The sequence below is a fragment of the Pseudomonas sp. MN1F genome, from assembly GCF_009391885.1.
Lineage (GTDB): Bacteria > Pseudomonadota > Gammaproteobacteria > Pseudomonadales > Pseudomonadaceae > Aquipseudomonas.
Genome location: NZ_VZII01000052.1, coordinates 32,408 through 56,966 on the forward strand (window position 1 = coordinate 32,408; position 24,559 = coordinate 56,966).

General features: G+C 63.8%; 21 protein-coding genes and 1 riboswitch. Of the genes, 6 read left to right on the forward strand and 15 right to left on the reverse strand.

Annotated elements, in window-relative coordinates; genetic code table 11:
- Positions 1-86 precede the first annotated feature (86 nt).
- From F6X59_RS24045 to F6X59_RS24085, 9 genes are all read right to left on the reverse strand, one after another.
- Positions 87-797: a membrane integrity-associated transporter subunit PqiC gene (locus F6X59_RS24045; RefSeq protein ID WP_152958548.1), complete on the reverse strand. Its 711-nt coding sequence runs from the start codon at positions 795-797 to the stop codon at positions 87-89.
- 175 nt (positions 798-972) lie between these two features.
- Entirely contained in the window at positions 973-3,231 is a 2,259-nt protein-coding gene (gene parC / locus F6X59_RS24050) for a DNA topoisomerase IV subunit A (RefSeq protein ID WP_152958550.1), read from the reverse strand.
- Positions 3,232-3,241: 10 nt separating this feature from the next.
- On the reverse strand, positions 3,242-3,760 hold the full coding sequence (locus F6X59_RS24055; RefSeq protein ID WP_152958552.1) for a TIGR02281 family clan AA aspartic protease: 519 nt from the start codon (positions 3,758-3,760) through the stop codon (positions 3,242-3,244).
- Positions 3,757-4,743: an esterase-like activity of phytase family protein gene (locus F6X59_RS24060; RefSeq protein ID WP_152958554.1), complete on the reverse strand. Its 987-nt coding sequence runs from the start codon at positions 4,741-4,743 to the stop codon at positions 3,757-3,759. Before F6X59_RS24060 ends, F6X59_RS24055 begins: the two co-directional genes overlap by 4 nt.
- Complete coding sequence (gene parE / locus F6X59_RS24065) at positions 4,740-6,644, reverse strand: DNA topoisomerase IV subunit B (protein ID WP_152958556.1); 1,905 nt, start codon at positions 6,642-6,644, stop codon at positions 4,740-4,742. Before parE ends, F6X59_RS24060 begins: the two co-directional genes overlap by 4 nt.
- A gap of 35 nt (positions 6,645-6,679) precedes the next feature.
- Positions 6,680-7,288 carry a YqiA/YcfP family alpha/beta fold hydrolase gene (locus tag F6X59_RS24070; RefSeq protein WP_152958557.1) on the reverse strand — a complete coding sequence of 203 codons (609 nt, stop codon included), beginning with the start codon at positions 7,286-7,288 and terminating at the stop codon, positions 6,680-6,682.
- A 145-nt stretch (positions 7,289-7,433) separates the two neighbouring features.
- A complete protein-coding gene (gene cpdA, locus F6X59_RS24075; protein WP_152958559.1) occupies positions 7,434-8,237 on the reverse strand; it encodes a 3',5'-cyclic-AMP phosphodiesterase in 804 nt (267 codons plus the stop codon).
- An 85-nt stretch (positions 8,238-8,322) separates the two neighbouring features.
- Complete coding sequence (locus F6X59_RS24080; RefSeq protein WP_054887887.1) at positions 8,323-8,775, reverse strand: DUF1249 domain-containing protein; 453 nt, start codon at positions 8,773-8,775, stop codon at positions 8,323-8,325.
- Positions 8,766-9,383, reverse strand: coding sequence for an NUDIX domain-containing protein (locus tag F6X59_RS24085; RefSeq protein WP_152958561.1), 618 nt, complete (start codon positions 9,381-9,383; stop codon positions 8,766-8,768). Before F6X59_RS24085 ends, F6X59_RS24080 begins: the two co-directional genes overlap by 10 nt.
- 185 nt (positions 9,384-9,568) lie before the next feature.
- Between F6X59_RS24085 and F6X59_RS24090 the strand changes: the two genes are divergently transcribed.
- On the forward strand, positions 9,569-10,315 hold the full coding sequence (locus tag F6X59_RS24090) for an RsiV family protein (RefSeq protein WP_152958563.1): 747 nt from the start codon (positions 9,569-9,571) through the stop codon (positions 10,313-10,315).
- On the opposite strand, the gene cytX is transcribed toward F6X59_RS24090, so the two are convergent.
- Both cytX and thiC read right to left on the reverse strand, forming a co-directional pair.
- Positions 10,284-11,567: a putative hydroxymethylpyrimidine transporter CytX gene (gene cytX / locus F6X59_RS24095; protein ID WP_152958565.1), complete on the reverse strand. Its 1,284-nt coding sequence runs from the start codon at positions 11,565-11,567 to the stop codon at positions 10,284-10,286. The genes F6X59_RS24090 and cytX overlap by 32 nt on opposite strands.
- 153 nt (positions 11,568-11,720) lie before the next feature.
- Positions 11,721-13,601, reverse strand: coding sequence for a phosphomethylpyrimidine synthase ThiC (gene thiC, locus F6X59_RS24100; RefSeq protein ID WP_152958567.1), 1,881 nt, complete (start codon positions 13,599-13,601; stop codon positions 11,721-11,723).
- Between the two features lie 155 nt (positions 13,602-13,756).
- Positions 13,757-13,863: riboswitch (TPP riboswitch) on the reverse strand.
- Between the two features lie 161 nt (positions 13,864-14,024).
- Here thiC and F6X59_RS24105 point away from each other — a divergent pair.
- Entirely contained in the window at positions 14,025-15,458 is a 1,434-nt protein-coding gene (locus tag F6X59_RS24105) for a TolC family outer membrane protein (RefSeq protein WP_152958569.1), read from the forward strand.
- Positions 15,459-15,510: 52 nt separating this feature from the next.
- Here F6X59_RS24105 and waaA read toward each other — a convergent pair whose 3' ends face one another.
- Together waaA and F6X59_RS24115 are read right to left on the reverse strand one after the other, a co-directional pair.
- The gene (gene waaA, locus F6X59_RS24110) at positions 15,511-16,782 is read right to left on the reverse strand and encodes a lipid IV(A) 3-deoxy-D-manno-octulosonic acid transferase (RefSeq protein WP_152958571.1); all 1,272 of its coding nucleotides are present in this window, start codon (positions 16,780-16,782) and stop codon (positions 15,511-15,513) included.
- An 11-nt stretch (positions 16,783-16,793) separates the two neighbouring features.
- Positions 16,794-17,684 (reverse strand): LysR family transcriptional regulator, encoded by an 891-nt coding sequence (locus F6X59_RS24115; protein WP_152958573.1) that lies wholly within the window; start codon positions 17,682-17,684, stop codon positions 16,794-16,796.
- Between the two features lie 87 nt (positions 17,685-17,771).
- On the opposite strand from F6X59_RS24115, the gene F6X59_RS24120 reads away from it, so the two are divergent.
- The 4 genes from F6X59_RS24120 to F6X59_RS24135 are packed head-to-tail and all read left to right on the forward strand — an operon-like array spanning position 17,772 to position 21,159.
- A complete protein-coding gene (locus F6X59_RS24120; RefSeq protein ID WP_152958574.1) occupies positions 17,772-18,104 on the forward strand; it encodes a multidrug efflux SMR transporter in 333 nt (110 codons plus the stop codon).
- Positions 18,105-18,150: 46 nt separating this feature from the next.
- Positions 18,151-19,326 carry an FAD-binding oxidoreductase gene (locus F6X59_RS24125; protein ID WP_152958576.1) on the forward strand — a complete coding sequence of 392 codons (1,176 nt, stop codon included), beginning with the start codon at positions 18,151-18,153 and terminating at the stop codon, positions 19,324-19,326.
- The gene (locus tag F6X59_RS24130) at positions 19,323-20,135 is read left to right on the forward strand and encodes an aldo/keto reductase (protein WP_152958578.1); all 813 of its coding nucleotides are present in this window, start codon (positions 19,323-19,325) and stop codon (positions 20,133-20,135) included. Before F6X59_RS24125 ends, F6X59_RS24130 begins: the two co-directional genes overlap by 4 nt.
- 55 nt (positions 20,136-20,190) lie before the next feature.
- Positions 20,191-21,159 (forward strand): metal ABC transporter ATPase, encoded by a 969-nt coding sequence (locus tag F6X59_RS24135; protein ID WP_372240508.1) that lies wholly within the window; start codon positions 20,191-20,193, stop codon positions 21,157-21,159.
- A gap of 33 nt (positions 21,160-21,192) precedes the next feature.
- Here the strand turns inward: F6X59_RS24135 and hldE are convergent, their stop codons facing one another.
- Both hldE and msbA read right to left on the reverse strand, forming a co-directional pair.
- Positions 21,193-22,614 carry a bifunctional D-glycero-beta-D-manno-heptose-7-phosphate kinase/D-glycero-beta-D-manno-heptose 1-phosphate adenylyltransferase HldE gene (gene hldE / locus F6X59_RS24140; RefSeq protein WP_152958580.1) on the reverse strand — a complete coding sequence of 474 codons (1,422 nt, stop codon included), beginning with the start codon at positions 22,612-22,614 and terminating at the stop codon, positions 21,193-21,195.
- Positions 22,615-22,743: 129 nt separating this feature from the next.
- Positions 22,744-24,552, reverse strand: a complete 1,809-nt coding sequence (gene msbA, locus F6X59_RS24145) for a lipid A export permease/ATP-binding protein MsbA (protein WP_152958582.1) — start codon at positions 24,550-24,552, stop codon at positions 22,744-22,746.
- Positions 24,553-24,559: the final 7 nt, after the last annotated feature.

Consider the following 24,559-nt stretch of genomic DNA (forward strand, 5'->3'; position numbering starts at 1 on the left):
TTGGGGCTGCTTTGCCGCCCCAGCCATTTCAGAGACCCACAAAAAAGCCCGCGAATGTGCGGGCTTTTTTGTGGGTGGCGGCTCGATCAGAAGCGATAGACTTCCATATCGGTACGAATCGGCGAAGCCATCGGGATCTTCGACTTCTCCGGCTCTTTCTTCACCTGTACCGGTGCTGCCTGCCTCTTCGGCGCCTCTTCGGCAACCGCAGGCTGATTGGCCAGCGGCTTGACCGCCGAGCTCAACTGTTCGGCCAGCTTCTGCAGCAACTGCCCCTGGGCCTGAACCTGCGACGACTCGCTGCCCTCGTGGGGCTGCTCGAGATGAACGATGCGGTTGTCACGCACATGGCCACGACGGTCGAGCAGGCGCCATTGCGCATCGAGAATCGCTGGCTGGTTCTTGCCCGAATCCAGGCGAGTGATCGACAGCAGCACCTGCACGTCCGGGGTGAAGCCAGTGCTGGCCGGGGCCAGCACCACGCGCTGGCTGTCCAGGCGCCAGGCCAGCTGACGCACCAGCAATTGATCGATGTCCGCCGACAGGCTACCCGCCCAACGACCGTCGGTCGCCGAACTCAGGCTGCCATCGGCCTGACGCTGCAAGAAGGTTTCGCGCTGCAGGTAATCGGCTACCGACACCGGGCCGAGTACCACGGCCATGCCCGCACTCTGTGAAGGCTGGCCAGGATCACCGCTGTCGAGTTGGTACAGGGCAACCGGCTGATGCATGCTGCACCCGCTCAGTCCCAGCAAACCCGTCATCAACAGCGCAAATGGAAGGCGCAGGAGTTTCATTCAACCCATCCAGGCGGTCGCCACCAGGCAAACCGCAGTGATACTGATAGAGATTCAATCGGGCACACGGCCACGCCGGCACCACAGGGGCACTATCATCCGCGAAATAGCGGCCCGACTCCAGCATTTCTGCCTGGAACGGCGCTGAAATTGCCGTTCCAGACATTTCGTCGGATTATGCCGGCCCTTCCACCTGCAGGCTGTCGACCCGCTGGAAGCCGCGGGGCAGCTTGCTGCCACGGCGGCCACGTTCGCCCTTGTAGTGCTCCAGGTCGTCTGGCTTAAGAGAGAGGGTACGCTTGCCGGCCTGCAATACAAGGGTTGCACCCTCGGCAATCACCGCCAGATCGGTGACGAATTCTTCACGACTGGCGACCCGATCACCGGGCACACCGATGATCTTGTTGCCCTTGCCTTTGCCCAGTTGTGGCAGGTCGGAAACCTTGAACACCAGCAGGCGACCTTCTGTGGTCACCGCTGCCAGCCAGTCCTGTTCACGATTGGCCACCGGGCGCGGCGTCATGACTTTGGCACCGTTAGGCAGGCTGAGCAGCCCTTTGCCAGCCTTGTTCTTCGCCTGCAGGTCTTCACCCTTGACCACGAAGCCGTAGCCGGCGTCCGAGGCCACCACGTACAGCGCTTCATCGTCTGGCAGCAGCACGCACTCGAACGTTGCCCCTGGCGGCGGCGTCAGGCGGCCAGTCAGCGGTTCGCCCTGGCCCCGCGCCGATGGCAGGGTATGCGCGGCCACCGAATAACTGCGCCCGGTGGAGTCGATCAATACGGCGAACTGGTTGGAACGCCCGGCAGCGGCGGCCTTGAAGCCGTCGCCGGCCTTGTAGGACAGGCCGGTGGCGTCGATGTCGTGGCCCTTGGCGCAACGCACCCAGCCCTTTTCCGACAACACCACGGTGACCGGCTCAGTCGGCATCAGCTCGTTTTCTGACAGGGCCTTGGCTTCGGCGCGCTCGACGATTGGCGAGCGGCGGTCGTCGCCATAGGTTTCGGCGTCCTTGATCAGTTCGCTGCGCACCAGCTTGCGCAGCTTGGCGTCGCTGCCCAGCAGGGCCTGCAGCTTGGCCTGTTCCTTGAGCAGTTCGTCCTGCTCGCCGCGAATCTTCATCTCTTCCAGGCGCGCCAGCTGACGCAGGCGGGTCTCGAGGATGTAGTCGGCCTGGATCTCGGTCAGCTGGAAGCGCTCGATCAGGGCCTGCTTGGGGTGCTCTTCGGTGCGGATGATGTGGATCACTTCATCCAGGTTGAGGAACGCGGTGAGCAAGCCTTCCAACAGGTGCAGGCGCTTCTCGACCTTGTCCAGGCGGTGCTGCAGGCGGCGGCGGACGGTATGGGTGCGGAACTCCAGCCACTCCAGCAGCAATGCACGCAGGTTCTTCAGCTGCGGGCGACCGTCGAGGCCGATGATGTTGACGTTGACCCGGTAGCTGCTTTCCAGGTCGGTGGTGGCGAACAGGTGCTGCATCAGCTCATCGGCATCGACGCGGTTGGAACGCGGGATGATGACGATGCGGCACGGGTTCTCGTGGTCCGACTCGTCACGCAGGTCGGCGACCATCGGCAGCTTCTTGGCCTGCATCCGCGCGGCCATCTGCTCCAGCACCTTGGCCCCGGAGACCTGATGCGGCAGCGCGGTGACGACAACGTCGCCGTCCTCGACGCGGTACACGGCGCGCATGCGGATCGAGCCACGGCCGCTTTCGTAGATCTTCTGGATTTCCGCACGCGGCGTGATGATTTCGGCCTCGGTCGGGTAGTCCGGGCCCTGGATGTGCTCGCACAACTGCTCGATGGTGGCCTTGGGCTCGTCGAGCAGGCGCACGCAGGCGCTGGCCACTTCACGCAGGTTGTGTGGCGGCACGTCGGTGGCCATGCCCACGGCGATACCGGTGGTGCCGTTGAGCAGGATGTTCGGCAGGCGCGCCGGCAGGACCGCAGGTTCCTCCAGAGTGCCGTCGAAGTTCGGCACCCAGTCGACGGTGCCCTGGCCCACTTCACTGAGCAGCACTTCCGAGTAGCGCGACAGGCGTGCCTCGGTGTAACGCATGGCGGCGAACGACTTCGGATCGTCCGGGGCACCCCAGTTGCCCTGGCCGTCGACCAGGGTATAGCGGTAGCTGAACGGCTGCGCCATCAGCACCATGGCTTCGTAGCAGGCCGAATCGCCGTGGGGGTGGAACTTGCCGAGCACGTCGCCGACGGTACGGGCAGACTTCTTGTGCTTGGCGTCGGCATTGAGCCCCAACTCGCTCATGGCATAGACGATGCGTCGCTGCACCGGCTTCAGGCCGTCGCCGATGTGTGGCAAGGCCCGGTCCATGATCACGTACATGGAATAGTTGAGGTAGGCCTGTTCGGTGAAGTCAGCCAGCGAGCGGCGTTCGACGCCGTCCAGGCTGAGTTCCAGTGAGTCGCTCATGCGGGCCTCGTCATTTCAGGTTCTGGCGCAACAGCATGGTGCCGCCGCGCTGGGTAAATTCAAGTTGTTTCAGGGCGCTCATGCCCAGCAGCACGGTCTGCCCGTCCAGGCCTGGCACCACCAGGGCGCGCACGTTCTGCAGGTGGATATCGCCCAACTGCAGGGTATCCAGCCGGGTGCGGTAGCCTTCGGTGCGGCCGTTGGCGGTGCTCAGCATCACCGAACTGCCGCGCTGCAGGTTCAGGTCCTTGGCCAGTGACTCCGGGATCGCCACGTCGGTGGCGCCGGTGTCGAGCATGAAATGCACCACTTGGCCGTTGATCGCGCCGTCCAGCACGAAGTGCCCCTGGCCATTGCTCAGCAGGCTCAATTCGATGAAACCGTCACCATGCGACGACTGCACCTGCGCATTCGGGTTGCGCTCGTGGTTTTCCCAGTGCCCAAAGTAACGCGTGGCAAGGAACAGCCCTGCCACCCAGGCCACCATCATCAGTACCTTGCCGGCGCGTTTGCCCGGTGGCTGGCTCATGGCGTGGCGCTCCAGCCGCCCTGCGGCGCGTCGAAGCGCCAGACGATCGGCCGGCTTTCGCCATCGGCACGATCACCGTTGTTGTTGTCCAGGCCGATCCAGGCGCCCTTGGCATCGATCACCAGCGCTTCGGCCAGGCCGTACGGCTGGTCGTAGCGGCGCTGCGGCACCAGTGCCTCGGCGGCGAATGACCAGCATTGCTCGACGTTGCCGCTCGTGGCATCACGCCGGCACACGCGGTAGGCATTGCGCTCGAGGGTGAAAAACTTGCCCTCGAACCAGGCGAGGTCGGCGAAGTCGCGCGACAGCGCCCGGGGGTTGGGCATCTGAGGCGGCTGCATCTCGACCCCGGCTTCGCTCAGCAACACGCAGCTGCGTCCGCAAGTCCATACCGACTGCTGCCGCTCGATGGCCACCAGGCCGCGCCGTTCGCGCTCGGCCGCCAGCCACAGGCGGTCACCTTGCGGATTGATGGCCAGGCCCTCGAACAGGGCATTGAAGTTGAGCAGCATGCCGCTGGCACGGGCCTGACGCACCATCGCCGGGTCGATCTTCAACCACTCGGGCTCACCCTCGGCAGGTAGCTGCAGCACTGCCGCATGGGCCTCGCTGACCAGGTAGAGGTTGCCCGCCTGGTCACAGGTGATGCCTTCGTAGTCCAGCTCGCCACCGCGCACGTAGGACGCCGCCCAGTTACGCGACTTCAACCCCCACGGCAGGCCACTCTCGGGCACCGGCGGTGGCGTAAAGGTCAGCGGCTGCGCGCGCCAGGCGGCGTTCTGCTGGTCGAAGCGGTAAATGCGATCGTCATCACGGTCGGAAACACCCCATAGCCCGCCCCGGCATTCGGCCAGGCCGGACAGGTTGCCGCCGCGCATGCCATCGATCGGATGCTCGGAGGCCAGCTTCAATTCCGGCCAGTTGCCCGCCAGGCTCGGCAGGGCAACAAGCGCCAGGCATGCTGCAAGCAACAGACGAATCAAACCATGACCTCAGCCAGGTTCCCCTTGGTTTCCAGCCAGCTCTTGCGATCACTTGCGCGCTTCTTGGCCAACAGCTTGTCCATCAGCTCGCAGGTGGCTTCGACATCTTCCAGGGTCAACTGCACCAGGCGCCGGGTGTTCGGGTCCATGGTGGTTTCGCGCAGCTGCGGCGGGTTCATTTCACCCAGGCCCTTGAATCGGGTGACCTGCGGCTTGCCGCGCTTCTTCTCGGCCACCAGGCGGTCGAGGATGCCGTCACGCTCGGCTTCGTCGAGGGCGTAGTAGATTTCCTTGCCCAGGTCGATGCGGTACAGCGGCGGCATGGCGACGTAGACATGGCCGGCTTCGACCAACGGGCGGAAGTGCTGAACGAACAGTGCGCAGAGCAAGGTGGCGATGTGCAAACCGTCGGAGTCGGCGTCGGCGAGGATGCAGATCTTGCCGTAGCGCAGTTGCGACAGGTCGGCCGCACCCGGGTCGACACCGATGGCCACGGCGATGTTGTGCACCTCCTGGCTGGCCAGGACTTCACCGCCATCCACTTCCCAGGTGTTGAGGATCTTGCCGCGCAGCGGCAGGATGGCCTGGAATTCCTTGTCACGGGCCTGCTTGGCCGAACCACCGGCGGAGTCACCCTCGACCAGGAACAGTTCGGCGCGCATCGGGTCCTGCCCGGCGCAGTCGGCCAGTTTGCCAGGCAACGCCGGGCCCTGGGTGATGCGCTTGCGCTCGACCTTCTTGCTCGCCTTGAGGCGACGGCCGGCGTTGCTGATGGCCAGTTCCGCCAGCTGCATGCCCAGCTCGGGGTGGGCGTTGAGCCACAGGCTGAAGGCATCCTTGACCACGCCCGAAACGAACGCTGCCGCCTCGCGGGACGACAGGCGCTCCTTGGTCTGGCCGGAGAACTGGGGTTCCTGCATCTTCATCGAGAGGACGAAGGTGATGCGCTCCCAGACGTCTTCCGGCGCCAGCTTGACGCCGCGCGGCAACAGGTTGCGGAACTCGCAGAATTCCCGCATGGCATCGAGCAGGCCCTGGCGCAGGCCGTTGACGTGGGTACCGCCCTGGGCCGTGGGAATCAGGTTGACGTAGCTTTCCTGAACGCTGTCTCCGCCTTCGGGCAGCCACAGCAGGGCCCAGTCGACGGCTTCCTTGTTACCCGCCAGGCTGCCGCAGAACGGCTCGTCGGGCAGACGCAGGAACTCGCTGACCGAGTCGACCAGGTAGGAACGCAAGCCATCTTCGTAGTGCCACTCGACCTTCTCGCCGCTGGCCTTGTCCTCGAAGCTGACCAGCAGGCCCGGGCACAGTACGGCCTTGGCCTTGAGCACGTGCTTGAGGCGGCTGATGGAGAACTTCGGCGAATCGAAATACTTCGGGTCCGGGCTGAAGTAGACGCTGGTACCGGTGTTGCGCTTGCCGACCGTGCCAACCACTTCCAGTTCGCTGGCCTTGAAGCCATCGGCAAAGGTCATCTGGTACTCGTTGCCGTCACGTTTGACGCGCACGCGCACCTGGGTCGACAGGGCGTTGACCACCGAAATACCCACGCCGTGCAGGCCGCCGGAGAACTGGTAGTTCTTGTTGGAGAACTTGCCGCCGGCGTGCAGCTTGGTGAGGATCAGCTCGACACCCGACACGCCCTCTTCAGGATGGATATCCACCGGCATGCCACGGCCATCGTCGCTGACTTCCAGCGAATGATCGGCGTGGAGGATGACCTGCACCGAGCGGGCATGGCCGGCCAGGGCTTCGTCGACGCTGTTGTCGATGACTTCCTGGGCCAGGTGGTTAGGCCGGCTGGTATCGGTGTACATACCTGGGCGTTTACGCACCGGGTCGAGGCCGGAGAGGACTTCGATGGCGTCTGCGTTATAGGCGCTAGCGCTGGGATTGGCCATGGATTCTCGTCGTCAGTCTGGTGAATGCAAAAAGATCAAAATACAGAAAAATCGAGCGCCGCATACTGCTGCCGGGCAATACCGGCAAAGGCCAGCAGGCCAGGCAGCTGCTCGGCAAAGCCCTGGAAGCTGTGGTCGCCACCGGCCTGGATGCGCAGGGCGCAAGCCCGGTAATAGTGCTCGGCGTGGCGGTAGTCCAGGGTTTCATCGGCGGTCTGCAGCCACACTTGATAGCGGCATGGGTCGGTCGGCGCCGGCACTTCCAGTTCGGCCAGGGCCTGCACATGGTCCAGGGTCAATTCCCACGTCTCGCCAGTGTAGTGGTTGCGCTGGGAACCCAGATAACCGTCGAAGCGCTTGTGCGGGGTGACTGCCGGGTTGACCAGCAGGGCTTTCAGCCCATGGCGCTTGGCCAGATGGGTGGCATAGTAGCCGCCGAGCGAACTGCCGACCAGCAGGGGCGCGCCAAGCTCGGCGATGGCCGCTTCGAGCTGGACCATGGCTTGACGTGGATGGTGGTGCAAGTCCGGGACGCGCAACTGCTGCGACAGGCCGATTTGCTGCATGACTGCCACGAGCTGGCGTGCCTTGGTGGAAAGCGGCGAGCTGTTGAAGCCATGGATATAGAGGATGGAACCCGACATGCTGCCCCCGGAATCTGTGGCTTTGCACCCGATCGAGTGGGCGCAGGGACGCGCAGTGTAGCGCGTTAGCCGGGTTTTGGCGCCGGATGGCCAATTTCGCAACAATTTCTTCAAAGAGCCGGGCTGCGCAGCAGCCCCGGTATCTTCAATATCCCGCGCTATTGAAGTCGAGCGTCACTTCAAAATCAGCGGCCCGCTCTACCCCAGTCTCCAGCTGCCCATCGGCATGCAGGCGCAACCAGCGATACCCCGGCTGCTCATCGCTGACCTTGAAGTCCTCGCTGCCCGCTGCGAACTGGATGCAGGTCGACGGCGTGGCCAGCAGGCGCAAACCCGCGCGCAGCTCATCCCACTCCTGGTGAATGTGCCCCCAGAGCAACGCCTTCACCTGTGGATAACCACGCAACCGCTGCAACAGTTCATCGGCATTGCGTAGGCCGATCGGGGCGATCCAGGCGCAGCCGATATCCACCGGCTGATGATGGCAGCACACCAGGCAATGGCGCGCGCCGGCCGAGGCCAGGGCGTCATCGAGCGCCGACAGCTGGTCCCGCTCGAGCAGCCCATGGGTAGCACCCGGTACCGCCGTGTTGAGCATGACCACGCGCCAGCTTCCGATGTCGGTCACCGACTGCACCAGCTCTGGTGCAACTTCAACCATGACCTTGGCTTCATCATGGTTGCCCGGCAACCAGCGGGTCAGCACAGGCATTTCCCGGGTCACCTGACGGAAGGCTTCATAAGACGCGACACTGCCATCCTGGGACAGATCGCCGGTGCATAGCAGCAAGTCGACACGCGGCTGCTCACGACCGACCTGAGCCACCACATGGCGCAGGCTGTCACGGGTATTGAGGCCCAGCAAGGTGCCCGCCGGATCGGCGAACAGGTGGGCGTCGGTCAGTTGCACCACATGCACGGGCGCAGGGGAAGGGTCTGGGTGCGGCAACGGCCGTCTCCTCGAACGGGTACTGCACGAATTATGGCGCTGGAACGGCTGCGAGCAAACACTCGAAACCGACCCAGGTCACAATTCAGCGCACACTTGCCAGTTCATGGCCGCAGGCCAGGCAATGGCTGAGCCATTCGCCGAGGAACAGATTGAGCTGCGCCTTCTCGTCCGGCTGATGCATGGCTTCGTTGGGGTACGGGTAGATGCTGCGCAGGCGGCGGGTATGCTCGGCGCTGATCACTTCGGCCATGCGCGCATCGTGATACACCTGCACCTCCAGGTGCGGCACCGGCAGCCAGGGCAAGCTGTGCTCCTGGCGCACCCGCAAGGTGGTGGTGTACGGGCAGGCCAGCAGCACATCGAGCACCAGCACGCCCAGCATCTGGTCGCCCTGGGTCATGCCGATGCGCCGCGAACTCTGGGTGGTGCGCATATCGGGCAGCAGGCGCATGAGCCGGGCATAGTTGGCCTCGCAGGCTGCTTGCAGCCCGGCCAGATCGACCCGATATCGCTCACGCAAGAGATTCACTTCCACATACCTCGAATTTCATCTTTGTTCAGCGCCAGCCACTGCAGGCTGATGATGGTCGCCGCGTTGCAGATTTGACCATCACGCACTGCCTGCATTGCATCGTCGAACGACCAGACGCGCACACGGATGTCCTCGCCCTCTTCTTCCAGGCCATGCAGGCCACCCGCGCCTTCACTGCTGCAGCGGCCGAGGTACAGGTGCACGTACTCGTCACTGCCGCCGGGCGAAGGGAAGTAGCGGGTAATCGGCCACAAGGCCCCTATGCTCAGCCCGGCTTCTTCCTCGGCTTCACGATGCGCGACGTTTTCCAGCTCTTCTTCCCTGTCGATCAGCCCGGCGACCATCTCGATCAGCCAAGGGTTGTCGATTTTGCCCACGGCACCGACACGGAACTGCTCGATCAATACCACCTCATCACGCAGTGGGTCATACGGCAGCACACAGACCGCATCGTGACGCACGAACAGCTCACGGCTGATCTCACGGCTCATGCCACCCGCGAACAGTTCATGGCGCAGCTGCACCTTGTCGAGCTTGTAGAAGCCCTTGAAGCAGTTGGCCCGCTTGACGATCTCGACCGCCTTGGGCACCGAATTCAACGTGTCTGACATGGAAACCCTCATGACCTCAATTACCGCATCGCGCCATCCTACTCTGCACGGTTGCCCGTTTCACCCCTTTCCGGCAACCGTTCGCGCACTCGGGACAGCACGTCTTCACTCTGTTAGCTTAGTGGCGAACTGAAGGCCGCGCAGACGGTCAAAGGCCGACTTTTCCCTGTTCTGCAAGGATCACCATGACACTTGTCAAACTGACTGCCGTGGCCGTGCTGGCACTCGCTCTGGGCGCCTGCCAGAGCCTGTTCGCACCCAATTACCGGACCCCGCTGGAGGTCAAGCGTGATGCCTGGGAGCACGTCAAGCCCGGCTGCAGCGCCAGCGACTGCCCGCTGGTGAACATCGACACCGTGCACTTCCCGGCCCAGCCCAAGCTCGATGCCATCGTCGAAAAACGCCTGCTGCAGCTGACCGAAGACAATCAGCATGGCACCGCGCCAAGCACCCTGCAGGCCTACGAGCAGCAATACCTGGCCACTGCCGACAAACGCAACAGCAGCTACCTGCAAGCCAAGGTACGCGAGCAGCATGACGGGCTGGTGATCATCGAGCTGTCCAGCTACCTCGACAGCGGCGGCGCCCACGGCATGCCGGGGCGCGGCTTCATCAACTACTCGCGCAAGCAGGACAAGGTACTGACCCTGCAAGACATGCTGCTGCCCGGCCAGGAGGAGACCTTCTGGAAGACCGTGGAGGCGTCGCACCATGCCTGGCTGATCAGCGTGGGCATGGACAAGGACGCCGAGTTCGTCAAGACCTGGCCCTTCAAGCGCTCGCCGCACATCGCCCTGACCTACGGCGCGCTGGTGGTGAAGTACGAGGTCTACGCCATTGCGCCCTACTCCATGGGCCACGTGGAACTGAAGATCCCTTACCCACGCCTGAACGGCGTGCTCAAGCCTGAGCTGTTTCCCGGCCGCGGCTGAAACTCAGCAGGCCATGCAGCCCACCTGCCAGCAGCAGTGCTGGCAGGGTAGCCCCCAGCTCCGGCGCCTTGGCGGCGATCACATGATAGGCCGCCACACCCACCACCCAGGCCAGCAGCGCCTGCCAGTGCAAGCCACCGATCTGTGCCGGCAGGCGACGGCGGCGGATCACGTAGTGGTCCATCAGCACCACGCCGAACAGCGGTGCGAACACCGATCCGATCAGCAACAGGAAGTTTTCGTACTGGGCCAAAGGCGCCAGCAAGGCGATCAGGGTGCATAGCACACCAATGGCCAAGGCCAGGTGCTCGACCTTCAGTGGCAACAGCACGCCAGTGGAAACGGCAGCCGAGTGGATATCGGCAAAGGCCTTTTCCGACTCGTCCAGCAGGATCAACAGCAGTGGGATGCCCATGCCGGCGCCCGCGAGGGCCAGCAGCAGCGCATTGACCTCGCCACTGGCGGCAAACGCCAGGGTGTAGGCCACGCCCAGGCTCATCAGCCAGGTATTGCCGATGAAGTAGCCCAGGACGGTTCCGCCGAATACATGCTTGCCGTTACGGGCGAAACGCGAGTAGTCGGCGATCAGCGGCAACCATGACAACGGCATGGCGATGGCGATATCGAAGCCCACCGCCAACGACATCGAACCGTCCCCGGCGCGGTTCCACAGCTCAGCCAGGTCGGCCTTGGCGAACAGGTTCCAGGTCAGCCACAGGCACGCGCCCAGCAGCAGCCAGATCCCCCAGGCACGCAGCACCTTGCGCACGAACGCCAACGGGCCGCTGACCGCCAGCAGGGTGGCCAGGCCACCGAAGCACAGCGTCCAGAGCATCGGGCTGTTCCAGGCACTGTCTTCGCCGAACGCCCGTGCACCCAGCAGGCTGGCAGCATCGCGCATGACGATGATCTCGAATGCGCCCCAGCCCACCAGTTGCAGCAGGTTGAGCAGTGCCGGCAAGCGCGCGCCATGGCTACCCAGGCTCAGCTTCAGGGTACCCATGGCCGACAGGCCGGTATCACTGCCGATGACCCCGGCAGCGCCGAGCAGCAGCACGCCGACACCGGTGCCAAGGGCGATGGCCAGGACCGCGCCGGCCAGGCCAAGGCCAGGGGCCAGCATGGCGCCTACCTGCAGGACCATCAGGCCGATGCCGAGGGAGAACCACAACGAAAACAGGTCACGGGCGCCGAAGATGCGCTGGTGGGTGGGGACCGGGTGGCCGGGGGAAAATGGGCTGGGGGTGGTCATGCTGATGTGCGCTCGCCAGAAAATAGGGTTGAAACCAATCGCCGGCAAGCCGGCTCCCACAGGGCCCGCACTGCCTTCAAGGTCAGCGCCGTACCTGTCGGAGCCGGCTTGCCGGCGATGCGGTGCGCCTCGCGCACCGCCCTGTTGTTGTAATTACACCTTGTGGTACAGCTGGCTGCCTTCCTGGCGGAACCGCTCGGCCTGCTCGCGCATGCCTTGCTCGACTGTCACGTCCACCGCCTCAATCTTGGCCGCGTATTCACGCACTTCCTGGGTGATCTTCATCGAGCAGAACTTCGGCCCGCACATCGAGCAGAAGTGCGCGACCTTGGCCGATTCCTTCGGCAGGGTCTCGTCGTGGAAGGCACGCGCGGTGTCCGGGTCCAGGCCCAGGTTGAACTGGTCTTCCCAGCGGAATTCGAAACGTGCCTTGGACAAGGCGTTGTCACGAATCTGCGCGCCCGGATGGCCCTTGGCAAGGTCGGCAGCATGGGCGGCAATCTTGTAAGTGATGATGCCGGTCTTGACGTCATCCTTGTTCGGCAGCCCCAGGTGTTCCTTGGGCGTGACGTAGCAGAGCATGGCGCAACCGAACCAGCCGATCATCGCCGCACCAATGCCCGAGGTGATGTGGTCGTAACCTGGGGCGATGTCGGTGGTCAGCGGGCCGAGGGTGTAGAACGGCGCTTCGTCGCAGCATTCCAGCTGCTTGTCCATGTTCTCCTTGATCAGCTGCATCGGCACGTGGCCAGGGCCTTCGATCATGCACTGCACATCATGCTTCCAGGCGATCTTGGTCAGCTCGCCGAGAGTTTCCAGCTCACCGAACTGGGCGGCGTCGTTGGCGTCGGCGATCGAGCCTGGGCGCAGGCCGTCGCCCAGCGAGAAGCTGACGTCGTAGGCCTTCATGATTTCGCAGATCTCGTCGAAGTGCGTGTACAGGAAGTTCTCTTTGTGATGCGCCAGGCACCATTTGGCCATGATCGAGCCACCGCGGCTGACGATACCGGTGACCCGCTTGGCGGTCAGCGGCACGTAGCGCAGCAGTACACCCGCGTGGATGGTGAAGTAGTCCACGCCCTGCTCGGCCTGTTCGATCAGGGTGTCGCGGAACAGCTCCCAGGTCAGGTCCTCGGCCACGCCGTTGACCTTCTCCAGGGCCTGATAGATCGGCACGGTACCGATCGGCACCGGCGAGTTGCGGATGATCCACTCGCGGGTTTCGTGGATGTGCTTGCCGGTGGACAGGTCCATGACGGTGTCCGAACCCCAGCGGATGCCCCAGGTCAGCTTGGCTACTTCTTCCTCGATCGAGGAGCCCAGGGCACTGTTGCCGATGTTGCCATTGATCTTCACCAGGAAGTTGCGGCCAATGATCATTGGCTCCACTTCCGGGTGGTTGATGTTGGCCGGGATGATCGCGCGGCCACGGGCGATTTCCTGACGGACGAATTCCGGGGTGATTTCTTTCGGGATGTTGGCACCGAAGCTGTGGCCGGCATGCTGCTCGTTGAGCAGGCCGGCGGCGCGTGCTTCCTGCAACTTCATGTTCTCGCGGATGGCCACGTATTCCATCTCGGCCGTGATGATGCCCTGGCGGGCGTAATGCATCTGCGAGACGTTGGCGCCAGCCTTGGCACGCCGCGGGTTGCGCACGTGGGCGAAGCGCAGCTTGGCCAGTTCGGCATCGTTCAGGCGCTGCTGGCCGAAGTCGGAGCTCAGGCCGTCCAGGCGCTCGGTGTCACCGCGTGCGTCGATCCAGGCCGAACGTACGTCGGCCAGGCCCTTGCGCACATCGATGATGACGTTGGGGTCGGTGTACGGGCCGGAGGTGTCATAGACCAGCACCGGCGCATTGCTTTCGCCGCCGAAGTCGGTCGGGGTGTCGTCCAGGCTGATTTCGCGCATGGGCACGCGGATGTCCGGGCGCGAGCCTTCGACATAGACTTTGCGCGAACGCGGGAACGGTTGCACGGACTGCTGATCGACTTGCGCCGATTCGCTGAGGTTGATCGTTTTTTCTTGTTTGGTCATCACAGGCTCTCCAGACGGCTTCCTAGCAGGGGAATGTCGGGGTGAACCTGAAAGGCGTGGACGCACCCTGTGACGGGTGCAGTGCCGGATATGGGGGTGCCTGGAGCTGCATGCAGCTGCGACATTCCCGGACCTGGCACAAGAGGCTCCCCGGGAAGGCGAGCAATCTTGTTCCCTACGCAGGCGCTAACCTGATCAGGTTCAACGGGATCCGCACCTCTGCGATCTCAGCCTTTGCTTCAAGGCACCCCGACAAGAACATGCGCAGTCTAGACTGGAGTGGTCGGCAAAGCCAAGCGGGTAAAACGCAGGTGAGATGAAAGGCGCAGCCTATGATTGTTGGCAGATGCGCATGGCACTACACTGGCCCGTCGCTCGATACTCAACAGTTCAGTAATTAAATTTCGTACAAGGATTGCCTTTATGCTGCGCAAACTTTCACTGGCGATAGCCGTGTCTTGTGCGTCCAACGGAGTGGTCTGGGCAGCGGATATGCCCACGACGGTGAAGACCGATCTGGTCAGTGTTTACCAGGAAGCGGTCGACAACAACGCCGATCTTGCTGCCGCCCGTGCCGATTATGGCGCCCAGAAAGAAGTGGTGCCGCAGGCCCGCGCCGGCCTGCTGCCAAACCTCTCGGCCGGTGCCGAGATGATGAATACCCGCACCAAGATCGACCAGCCTTCAGCCACCACCAACCGCAGCGGCAATACCTGGAGCGCGACCCTCGCGCAACCGATCTTCCGCGCTGATCGCTGGTTCCAGCTGCAGGCTGCCGAAGCGGTCAACGAGCAGGCGGCGCTGCAACTGTCGGCTACCGAGCAGAACCTGATCCTGCAGACTGCGCAGGATTACTTCTCCGTGCTGCGCGCCCAGGACAACCTGGCGGCGACCAAGGCTGAAGAAGCAGCCTTCAAGCGCCAGCTGGACCAGTCCAACGAACGGTTCGACGTTGGCCTGTCCGACAAGACCGACGTGCTGCAATCCCAGGCCAGCTACGATACCGCCCGGGCCAACCGGATCATCGCCGAACGCCAGGTGCAGGATGCCTTCGAGGCCCTGGTCACCCTGACCAACCGCGAGTACAGCTCGATTCAGGGTGTCGTCCACACGCTACCGGTGAAGGTGCCGACACCCAACGACGCCAAGGCCTGGGTGGAAACCGCCGGCCGCCAGAACCTCAACCTGCTGGCCACCAACCACGCCGTTGCCGCCGCCGAAGAAACCCTGCGCCAGCGCAAGGCCGGCCACGCGCCGACCCTCGATGCGGTGGCCAAGTACGAAAAAGGTGACAACGACAGCCTGGGCTTCACCAACCCGTCGCCGTTCGGCCAGCGCTACAGTGGTGATGTGGAGCAGACCAGCGTCGGCCTGCAGTTGAACATCCCGATCTACAGCGGTGGCCTCACCAGCTCGCAGGTACGCGAGGCCTACCAGCGCCTGAGCCAGAGCGAACAGCAACGGGAAAGCCTGCGCCGCCAGGTGGTGGAAAACACCCGCAACCTGCACCGCGCGGTGAACACCGATGTGGAGCAGGTGCAGGCGCGCAAGCAGTCGATCATCTCCAACCAGAGCGCCCTGGAAGCCACCGAGATCGGCTACCAGGTCGGTACCCGCAACATCGTCGACGTGCTCGACGCCCAGCGCCAGCTGTACACCTCGGTGCGCGACTACAACAACAGCCGCTATGACTACATTCTCGACAACCTGAGCCTGAAGCAGGCGGCAGGGACCTTGAGCCCGCAGGATCTGCAGGACCTCAAGCAATACCTGAAACCGGACTACAACCCGGACAAGGACTTCCTGCCACCGGACCTGGCGGCCGCTGCTGCCAAGAACTTCGAGCGCAGGCCTTGAGACCGGTGTTGGCTTCTTCGCGGGTGAACCCGCGAAGAAGCCAACACAAGCGTCAGCCAAGCAGCTTGCCCAGCCCATCCAGCAAGCGCTGCAAGGCGCCCTGGTTGGCCCGCATCACCGCCCTGCCCGCCTCGCCCATGCGCTGTGCATCCTGAGGCAGCTCGATCAATCGACGCACCGCCTCGGCCAGCCCTTCGGCATCATCAACCTGCTGCAACGCCCCCGCCTCGCGCAACATCGCGCTGATTTCAAGGAAGTTGAACACATGCGGCCCCATGAGCACCGGCAATGCCAGTGCCGCAGGTTCCAATGGGTTATGACCGCCCGTGGCCACCAGGCTGCCGCCGACAAAGGCGATGTCGGCCAGGGCATAGAGGAACAGCAACTCACCCATGGTGTCGCCAAGCAACACCTGTGTCCGGGCATCCACCGGCGTGCCGGCAGAGCGGCGTACGGTGGCGAACTGCCCGGCGCACAAGGCCTGCACGGCATCAAACCGCTCAGGGTGGCGCGGCACCAGGATCAGCAGCGCATCACCATGTACCTGCAGCAACTGCCGGTGCGCCTGCAGGATCAAGGCATCCTCACCCTCGTGAGTACTGGCAGCGATCCATACTGGACGCTGGTCGGCGCCCCACTGTTCGCGCAATGCCCTGGCACGGGGCTGCAAGTGCTCGTCGAGCTTCAGGTCGAACTTGATCGAGCCGGTCACCTGGACACACTCGGGGCGAGCGCCCAGATCACGGAAACGCCGGGCCTCGGTTTCGGTCTGCACGGCGATCAGGCTCATCTCACCCAGCATCGGCCGGGTCAGCTTGGCAAAGCGCCCATAGCCACGGGCTGAACGCTCGGACAATCGGGCGTTGGCCAAGGCCACCGGGATACCGCGCCTGGCGCACTGATGGATATGGTTTGGCCACAGTTCGGTTTCCATGATGATGCCCAGCTTGGGCTTCACATGGTCGAGAAAGCGCCCCGCCGCCCACGGCAGGTCATAGGGCAGGTAACAATGCTGGATGCGCGGCTCATCGGCGAACATCGCGCGAATGCGCTCGGAGCCGGTCGGGGTCATGCAGGTGAGCGTGATCGGCAGGTCCGGGTAGGCCTTGAGCAGCGCACGCACCATCGGTGCGGCGGCAATGCTTTCACCGACCGACACCGCATGCACCCAGATCCCGCCCTGGCGCATGGCCGGCAGGTTGCGGGCGAAGCGCTCGCCGATGCGCTGGCCATAGGCCGGTGCCTTGCGTGCGCGCAGATACAGGCGCAGCGCAACCAGCGGCAGGCCCAGGTGAAACAGCAAGGTATAGAGTGTTCTGTTCATGGCCGCGGAGTTTACCCGATCGCGCGCAGGTGCACTGCAAAGCGCTCGGCCAACCATTGCGCAGCCGGGCCCAGTGGTTCATCGCGGCGCCAGGCCAGTTCTGCCACCAGTGCGGGCGGGCGCCATTCACTGTCGAGCTCGACCATGTATGCCTGGTAGGTCGGGTATTGCACCACATGCCGCGGCAGCCAGGCCCAGCCCAGGCCCCGCATCAGCAGCTCGGCCATGGCGTAGAAGCTGTCGGCACGCCAGACCTGCGGGCTGATCGCCTCGCCGCCGGGGTAGCCACTTTGCTGCGGGGTGATCAGCAATTGCCGGTGGCGGGCCAGCTGCTGGCGGGTGACCTGGCCTTCGCGAGCAAGTGGATGACCAACCGCACATACCGTCACCATTTCCACGCTGCCCAACGCTCGGCGCTCCAGTGATGCCGGGATGCTTTCGTGGTGGAAGAACAGCCCCAGGTCGGCGCGTCGCTCGGCCAGCTTGCGCGCTACATCGCCCTGGGCGCCGCTGGCCAGTTGCACCTCCAGGTAAGGGTAACGGCTAGCCAGTTCGTCGAGGCTGTCGATCACTGGCTGATAAGGCATCGCCTCGTCCTGCGCCACCCGCAACAAGGCTTCCTGGCCACGCATCAAGGCCAGGGCACGGCCATCCAGGCGTTCGCACTGGCGCAAGAGTTCGCGGGCATCTTCGAGCAACGCCGTGCCATTTTCAGTCAGTTTCGGCTGGCGCCCGCTGCTGCGCTCGAACAACGTGACGCCGAGGTCGGTTTCGAGCAGGGCGATGGCATTGCTGACGGCCGACTGTGCCTTGCGCTGTTCGCGGGCCACTGCGGAAAACGAGCGCAATTCGGCAACACGCAGAAAGGTGCGCAGTTGTTCCAGGTTCCATTGCTCGGCCATCAACCTATCTCCCATATGGATAGGTAATGACTTTACCGCATCTGGGTAATCTCTAGAATGCCCAGCCAGTCACCGGAGGATCCAGCAATGAACGCCTATACCTATCTCGCCATCGCCATCTGCGCCGAAGTCATCGCCACTGCCTCCATGAAGGCGGTGAAGGGGCTGAGCACGCCGTTGCCGTTGCTGCTGATGGTGGTCGGCTACGGGATCGCGTTCTGGATGCTGACCCTGGTGGTGCGCAGCATTCCGGTGGGCATCGCCTATGCGATCTGGTCGGGCCTTGGCATCGTGCTGATCAGCGTGGCGGCGCTGGTGATCTATGGGCAGAAGCTGGATGTACCGGCAATGCTGGGCATGGCGATGATCGTGGGTGGCGTGGTTGTGATTCAGCTGTTTTCCAACACTGCCGGGCACTAAGGCAGCCTGTATACTTGCCAGCTGTCCCAGTCTTCGAGGTACCGCCATGCCAACCGCCATTTCCACTGACGTACTGATCGTCGGCGCCGGGGTCGCAGGCCTCTGGCTCAATGCCCGCCTGCGTCGCCTGGGTTACTCGACAGTGCTGGTGGAGCGCGCCAGCCTCGGTGGCGAGCAGACCATCAAGTCCCAGGGCATCATCCATGGCGGTACCAAGTACGCCCTGCATGGCGCCCTGACCGGTGCCTCGGAAGCCATCGCCGACATGCCGCGACGCTGGCGCGAAGCGATCGCAGGCAACGGCGAGCTGGACCTGACCAGCACCCGCCTGCTTTCCGATGCCCATTACCTGTGGTCGCCAGGCACCCTGGCCGGCAACCTGACCAGCTTCTTCGCCAGCAAGGCGGTACGTGGCCGGGTCGATCAGGTAAAGGGCGAGCAATTGCCACCGGCCCTGCAGGACCGTGCCTTCAAGGGCAAGGTCTACCGCCTGGCAGAGTTGGTGATCGATGTGCCCAGCCTGCTGGCGAACCTGGCCGAACTGGCCGGTGACAGCCTGCTCGCTGGCGAACAGATCGAACCGCTGCGCGAGGGCGACGAACTGCTCGGCTTGCGCGTCGACGGCCGTGAAATCCGCGCCCAGCGCATCGTGCTCAGCGCCGGCGCTGGCACCGAAGACCTGCTGCATGCCCTGGGCCTGAAGCAACCTGCCATGCAGACCCGCCCGTTGCACATGGTCCTGGCCAAAGGGCCAAACCTCAAGCCGCTTTATGCGCACTGCCTGGGCGGTGGGCCGAAGCCGCGCGTGACCGTCACCACCCACCCGGCGGCCGATGGCCAGTGGGTCTGGTACCTCGGCGGCGACCTGGCCGAAGCCGATGGCGTAGCCCGCGAGCCAGCCGCGCAAATCGCTGCAGCACAGAAGGAAATTGCCAGCCTGCTGCCTTGGGTCGACCAGAACCAGGTGCGCTGGGCGACCCTGCGCGTCGATCGCGCCGAGCCCGCACAGTCTGGCCTGGTGCGCCCCGACAACGCCTTCCTCGCCGAACAGCAGCGCCTGCTGGTGGGCTGGCCGACCAAACTGGCACTGGCGCCGGACTTCACTGACCGTGTACTGGCCAGCCTGGAACGCGATGGCGTACGCCCGACAGCGCAGGCCGACCTTTCCGGCCTGCCACGCCCGGCCCTGGGTGTACCGGCCTGGGAGCAACTGCTGCCATGACCTTGCCAACCTTGCATGGCTTGCACCGCCCCCTGGGCAGCACCGGTTTCAAGGTTTCGCCACTGGGCCTGGGCACGGTCAAGCTGGGCCGCGACCAGGGCGTCAAATACCCCAATGGCTTCACCATCCCCGGCGATGACGAAGCCCGAATGCTGCTGGCCCAGGCCCGCGAGCTGGGTATCAACCTGATCGACACCGCCCCGGCCTATGGCCGCAGTGAAGAGCGCCTGGGGCCTTTGCTGCGCGGCCAGCGCGATGAATGGGTGATCGTCAGCAAGGTGGGTGAGGAGTTCGAAGACGGCCAGTCCAGCTTCGACTTCAGCGCCGCCCACACCCGCCGCTCGGTGGAGCGCAGCCTGCGCCGCCTGGAAACTGACCGCATCGAACTGGTGCTGGTGCACTCCGACGGCAATGACCTGGCAATCCTTGAACAGGAGGAGGTCTACCAGACCCTGGCCGCGCTCAAGCAGGAAGGCAAGATTCTCGGCTATGGCCTTTCAGGCAAGACCGTCGCCGGTGGCCTGAAGGCGCTGGAGCAAGGCGATTGCGCCATGGTCACCTACAACCTCAACGAGCAGGCAGAACGCCCGGTGCTGGACTACGCTGCCGAACACGGCAAAGCCATTCTGGTGAAGAAGGCCTTGGCCAGCGGGCACATCTGCCTTGCCCCGGGGGTCGATCCGGTGCAAGCCAGCTTCGAGCTGCTGTTCGCCCACCCAGGCGTGAGCAGTGCTATCGTCGGCACCATCAATCCGTTGCACCTGGCCCACAACGTGGCCACCGTCGCCCGCATCCTGGGCCAGCATTGAGTTGTCACCCACCCAAGCTGGGCCTGGAGACTGACCCGACGCAAGGAGGAGCCTCGTGGCGCGTACGCTGATCCGCAAGAACCCGAGCAACTTCAAGACACTGCCGCTGCATGTCGAAGCCACCCCCGAAGGCCTGGTCTACCAGAGCATCGGCATGCCCCTGAACTTCGCCCAGACCCAGCAACGGCGGCGCGCCATCCAGCTTGCCGACAAGCAGCGCTTCGTGGTCGAACTGGCCAACCTGGGTGTTTCCGTTCGCCTGACCCTGCATTGGCAGCACCGTGATTACTGGGTGCTGGTAAGGCAGCGCCGCCAGGACCGCGGCGATGTGGTCTTGAAACTGATTTCCGGCTATGTCCCCGCCCAGGAGCTCAACCTGCCGCTGCACACCGCCGTCCAGGAGGTCGCTGAAGAATGCCTGCTGGAGACCCCGGAAGGCTGGCTGAGCGGGCGCTTCAACGATACTTGGCTGCCAGCTCCTTATGCCGCCGCACTGCATTACCGCGAAGCATTACCCTTTGTGCTGACGCCGGAGTCAGGGGCTGCCCGCCCGGTGCACTGTGGCAACCTGATGTTGCTGGAACGGCCACGGGCTTATGTGCACTTGCCGACGGCTTCGCTGCAGTTGATCTACGACATGCGCCTGCAGGTGCCGAGGGAGACCAAGAAACTCAGCCTGTTCCATGTCGATGAGCGCCTGGAAGGCGACCAACTGGTGGCGCGGCTCAACCGCAAGCGGCCGGACCTGTACCTGATGCCGGTGCAGGATGGGCAGCCGTTGGCGGAGCTCTACACGTTGAAGAAGGATGAGTTGGTGCCGGCGAGTACCCGGGGCCTGTACCTGGCCGAGAGCTTTGCCCGCCAGGAAGGCTGGGTGGTGGCAGATGAGCGGATTCGCTGGAAGGACTGGGTGAAACAGCAGGGGCTGGTGGAGCGCAAGGTGGCGCCGGCTTCGCATTTGCAGCGCTTGGGCGACAAGGCACGGGCGCTACTGGAACGGGCCCGAACTTCACTTCATAAATAGCAGCTGGGGCTGCTTTGCAGCCCCAGCAATCGATCAGTTCTTGCGGATCTTCTCGACAATGGCCGTGGTCGAGCTGTTTTCGACCAGCCCCAGCACTTTCACGGTGCCGCCATAGCCCTTGACGATATCGGCACCTACCACCTGGTCGATGCCATAGTCCCCGCCCTTGACCAGCACGTCTGGCTTGACCTGGCTCAGCAGGTTTTCCGGGGTGCCTTCTGGGAAACTGATCACCCAGTCCACCGCGCCCAGGCCAGCCAGTACGGCCATGCGCCGGTCAACGCTGTTGATCGGACGACCCGGGCCCTTCAGGCGGCTGACCGACGCATCGTCGTTGACTGCGACAATCAGGCGATCGCCCTGTGCACGCGCCTGCTCCAGGTAAGTGACATGCCCGGCATGCAGGATATCGAAACAGCCGTTGGTGAAGACGATCTTCTCTTTGTGCGCCCGCGCATCGTCGATGGCCAGCAGCAGTTGCTCCAGGCCCAGCACGCCACGCTCGGAGCCTTCTTCACGCTGGATCGCCCGGCGCAGTTCCGGGGCACTGATTGCGGCGGTGCCCAGCTTGCCGACCACGATGCCGGCCGCCAGGTTGGCCAGGGCCACCGCGTGAGGCAGGTCTTCGCCGGCGGCAATGGCCGCTGCCAGCGTCGAGATCACGGTATCACCGGCACCGGTCACATCGAACACTTCGCGAGCCCGTGCAGGCAGGTGCAGCGCCGGCTGACCGGTGCGCAGCAGGGTCATGCCATGCTCGCCACGGGTCACCAGCAGCGCACCAAGGTCCAGGGCCTGCAGCAATTGCAGGCCTTTGGCGACCAGTTCTGCCTCATCGGCGCAGCGGCCGACGATGGTCTCGAACTCGCTCAGGTTCGGCGTGATCAGGCTGGCGCCACGGTAGATCGAAAAATCCTTGCCCTTGGGATCGGCCAGCACTGGAATGCCCTTGGCACGTGCGGCCTGGATCAGGCTCTGATGGTTCTTCAGCGCGCCCTTGCCATAGTCGGACAGGACCAGGACCTTGACGCCTTCGAGCAAGGTGTCGACTTCCGCCCCCAGCGACAGCGGGTCGGTGGCGAACGGCTGTTCGAAATCGATGCGCAGCAATTGCTGGTGACGGCTCATGACCCGCAGCTTGACGATGGTCGGCTGGTGCGCGATGCGCTGGAACACCGAACGCACGCCTGCGGCCTGCAGGCTGTTGGCCAGGCTGTCGGCGGCCTCGTCCTGGCCGGTGACGCCGATCAGCGAGGCTGGTGCGCCAAGGGCGGCGATGTTCAAGGCAACGTTGGCCGCGCCGCCGGGGCGATCCTCGATCTGATCGACCTTGACCACCGGCACTGGCGCTTCAGGCGAGATACGCGAGGTACCGCCATGCCAGTAGCGGTCGAGCATGACATCGCCGACCACCAGTACCGGGGCTTGATCGAAACGCGGCATGGACAACTTCATGGGCAACCCATATGGAAATAATGAACAGGGGCAGGATATTAGCACAGGGTAGGCGACGGCTTTACGGCCAGATACACCCTGGAACATTCCCGTGACAATCGGGGCCGATACGGCCCCGATCAAGGCGGGTCAGGTGATATCGGCTTTGGCCGGCTCATCCAGGCCCATGGCATGCAGGCGGGCATAATGGCCATTGGCCGCGAGCAGTTCGGCATGCGTACCGCGCTCGACCAGACGGCCCTGGTCCATCACCAGGATCAGGTCGGCCTTCTCGATGGTCGACAGGCGGTGGGCGATCACCAGCGTGGTACGGCCCTCCATGACGTGATCCAGGGCCGCCTGAATATGCCGCTCGGACTCGGTATCCAGCGCCGACGTGGCTTCGTCGAGGATCAGCAGTGGGGCATTCTTCAGCAACGCCCGGGCAATCGCCAGGCGCTGGCGCTGGCCACCGGAGAGCAGCACGCCGTTTTCACCGACTTCGGTATCGAAGCCTTTTGGCAGGCGGTCGACAAATTCCTTGGCATAGGCATCTGCGGCTGCCGCTTCGATATCGGCACGCGGGGCGCCAGCCAGGTCACCATAGGCGATGTTGTTGGCCACCGTGTCGTTGAACAGGGTGACATGCTGGGTCACCTGGGAAACATGGCGACGCAGGTTGCGCAGGCGATAGTTCTCGATCTCCACGCCATCGAGCAGGATCTGCCCCTGGTCGTGGTGGTAGAAGCGCGGGATCAACGCTGCCAGGGTCGACTTGCCGCTGCCCGAACGCCCGACCAAAGCAATCATCTGCCCAGGCTCGGCGACGAAGTTGATGTCGCTCAGCACCTCGCGCTCGGTGCCAGGGTAGGTGAAGCTCAGGTTACGCACTTCGAGGCGGCCTTCCACACGGTCCTTCTCGACGGTACCGGTATCGATCTCCGGCTGCTCGTCCAGCTGCTCGAAGATGCTCTCGGCACCGGCCAGGCCCTTCTGGATGGTCGAACTGACTTCCGACAGCTGGCGGATCGGCTTGGGCAACAGGCCCGCCGCGGTGATGTAGGCCACCAGGTCACCGGCGGTGGATTCACCGCGCAGGAACAGCACCAGGAACATCAACGCCGCCATGGCGGTGTAAATCACCAGCTGCAGCAGCGGCGTGTACAGCGAGCCGGTCTTGGTCATGTGCAGCTGCTTGTCGGTGTTGCTCTGGCTGGCATTGCCGAAGCGCTGCTGCTCGTAGGCTTCACCGCCAAAGCTGCGGACCACGCGGTAACCCTGGATGGTCTCGGAGGCGACATGCGTCACATCGCCCATGGCGGACTGGATCTTCTTGCTCTGCTTGCGGAATTTCTTGCTGGCAATGCTGACCATCACCGCAATTACCGGCAGGATGGCGACCATCACCAGGGTCAGGTGCCAGTTCATCCACAGCAGGTAGCCGAACAGGAACACCACCGTCAGGCCTTCACGGATAACGACCTTGATCGCATCGGTAGCAGCACCGGTGACCATGGTCACGTTGAAGGTGATCCGCGAAATCAGGTGGCCCGAGTTGTGGTTGTCGAAGTAGCGGTTGGGCAGCACCAGCAGCTTGTTGAACAGCTCGACGCGCAGGTCATGCACCAGGCACAGGGAAACCTTGGCCAGGAAATAGTTGCCCAGAAACGAGCCCAGGCCCTGCCACGCTGCGATCAGGATGATCAGCAGCGGCACCGCCTGCAGCAACTGCAGGTCGCGCAGGTAGGGGACAGTGGGGAACAACACCGCTTCCGGGTTGCTCAGCCCGTCGACGAAATACTTGAGTATCCCGGCCAGCATGGGCTGGGTCGAAGCAAAGATCACGAAACCGACAATGCTCAGCAGGAAAATGCCGACATAGGGTTTCACATAGCTCAGCAGCCGGAAGTAGATCTTCAGGCTGGAGGTGTGCTCCGCCGGTCGCGGTGTTTCGGCCATCATCGAG

What these genes read in the sequence shown, in the direction of transcription:
- parC (WP_152958550.1), bottom strand. Translation starts at nt 3,231, where the DNA reads ATGAGCGACTCACTGGAACTCAGCCTGGACGGCGTCGAACGCCGCTCG.
- F6X59_RS24120 (WP_152958574.1), top strand. Translation starts at nt 17,772, where the DNA reads ATGAACGCCTATACCTATCTCGCCATCGCCATCTGCGCCGAAGTCATC.
- parE (WP_152958556.1), bottom strand. Translation starts at nt 6,644, where the DNA reads ATGGCCAATCCCAGCGCTAGCGCCTATAACGCAGACGCCATCGAAGTC.
- hldE (WP_152958580.1), bottom strand. Translation starts at nt 22,614, where the DNA reads ATGAAGTTGTCCATGCCGCGTTTCGATCAAGCCCCGGTACTGGTGGTC.
- F6X59_RS24125 (WP_152958576.1), top strand. Translation starts at nt 18,151, where the DNA reads ATGCCAACCGCCATTTCCACTGACGTACTGATCGTCGGCGCCGGGGTC.
- F6X59_RS24105 (WP_152958569.1), top strand. Translation starts at nt 14,025, where the DNA reads ATGCTGCGCAAACTTTCACTGGCGATAGCCGTGTCTTGTGCGTCCAAC.
- F6X59_RS24045 (WP_152958548.1), bottom strand. Translation starts at nt 797, where the DNA reads ATGAAACTCCTGCGCCTTCCATTTGCGCTGTTGATGACGGGTTTGCTG.
- thiC (WP_152958567.1), bottom strand. Translation starts at nt 13,601, where the DNA reads ATGACCAAACAAGAAAAAACGATCAACCTCAGCGAATCGGCGCAAGTC.
- msbA (WP_152958582.1), bottom strand. Translation starts at nt 24,552, where the DNA reads ATGGCCGAAACACCGCGACCGGCGGAGCACACCTCCAGCCTGAAGATC.
- F6X59_RS24130 (WP_152958578.1), top strand. Translation starts at nt 19,323, where the DNA reads ATGACCTTGCCAACCTTGCATGGCTTGCACCGCCCCCTGGGCAGCACC.
- cytX (WP_152958565.1), bottom strand. Translation starts at nt 11,567, where the DNA reads ATGACCACCCCCAGCCCATTTTCCCCCGGCCACCCGGTCCCCACCCAC.
- F6X59_RS24090 (WP_152958563.1), top strand. Translation starts at nt 9,569, where the DNA reads ATGACACTTGTCAAACTGACTGCCGTGGCCGTGCTGGCACTCGCTCTG.
- F6X59_RS24070 (WP_152958557.1), bottom strand. Translation starts at nt 7,288, where the DNA reads ATGTCGGGTTCCATCCTCTATATCCATGGCTTCAACAGCTCGCCGCTT.
- F6X59_RS24115 (WP_152958573.1), bottom strand. Translation starts at nt 17,684, where the DNA reads ATGGCCGAGCAATGGAACCTGGAACAACTGCGCACCTTTCTGCGTGTT.
- F6X59_RS24055 (WP_152958552.1), bottom strand. Translation starts at nt 3,760, where the DNA reads ATGAGCCAGCCACCGGGCAAACGCGCCGGCAAGGTACTGATGATGGTG.
- F6X59_RS24085 (WP_152958561.1), bottom strand. Translation starts at nt 9,383, where the DNA reads ATGTCAGACACGTTGAATTCGGTGCCCAAGGCGGTCGAGATCGTCAAG.
- waaA (WP_152958571.1), bottom strand. Translation starts at nt 16,782, where the DNA reads ATGAACAGAACACTCTATACCTTGCTGTTTCACCTGGGCCTGCCGCTG.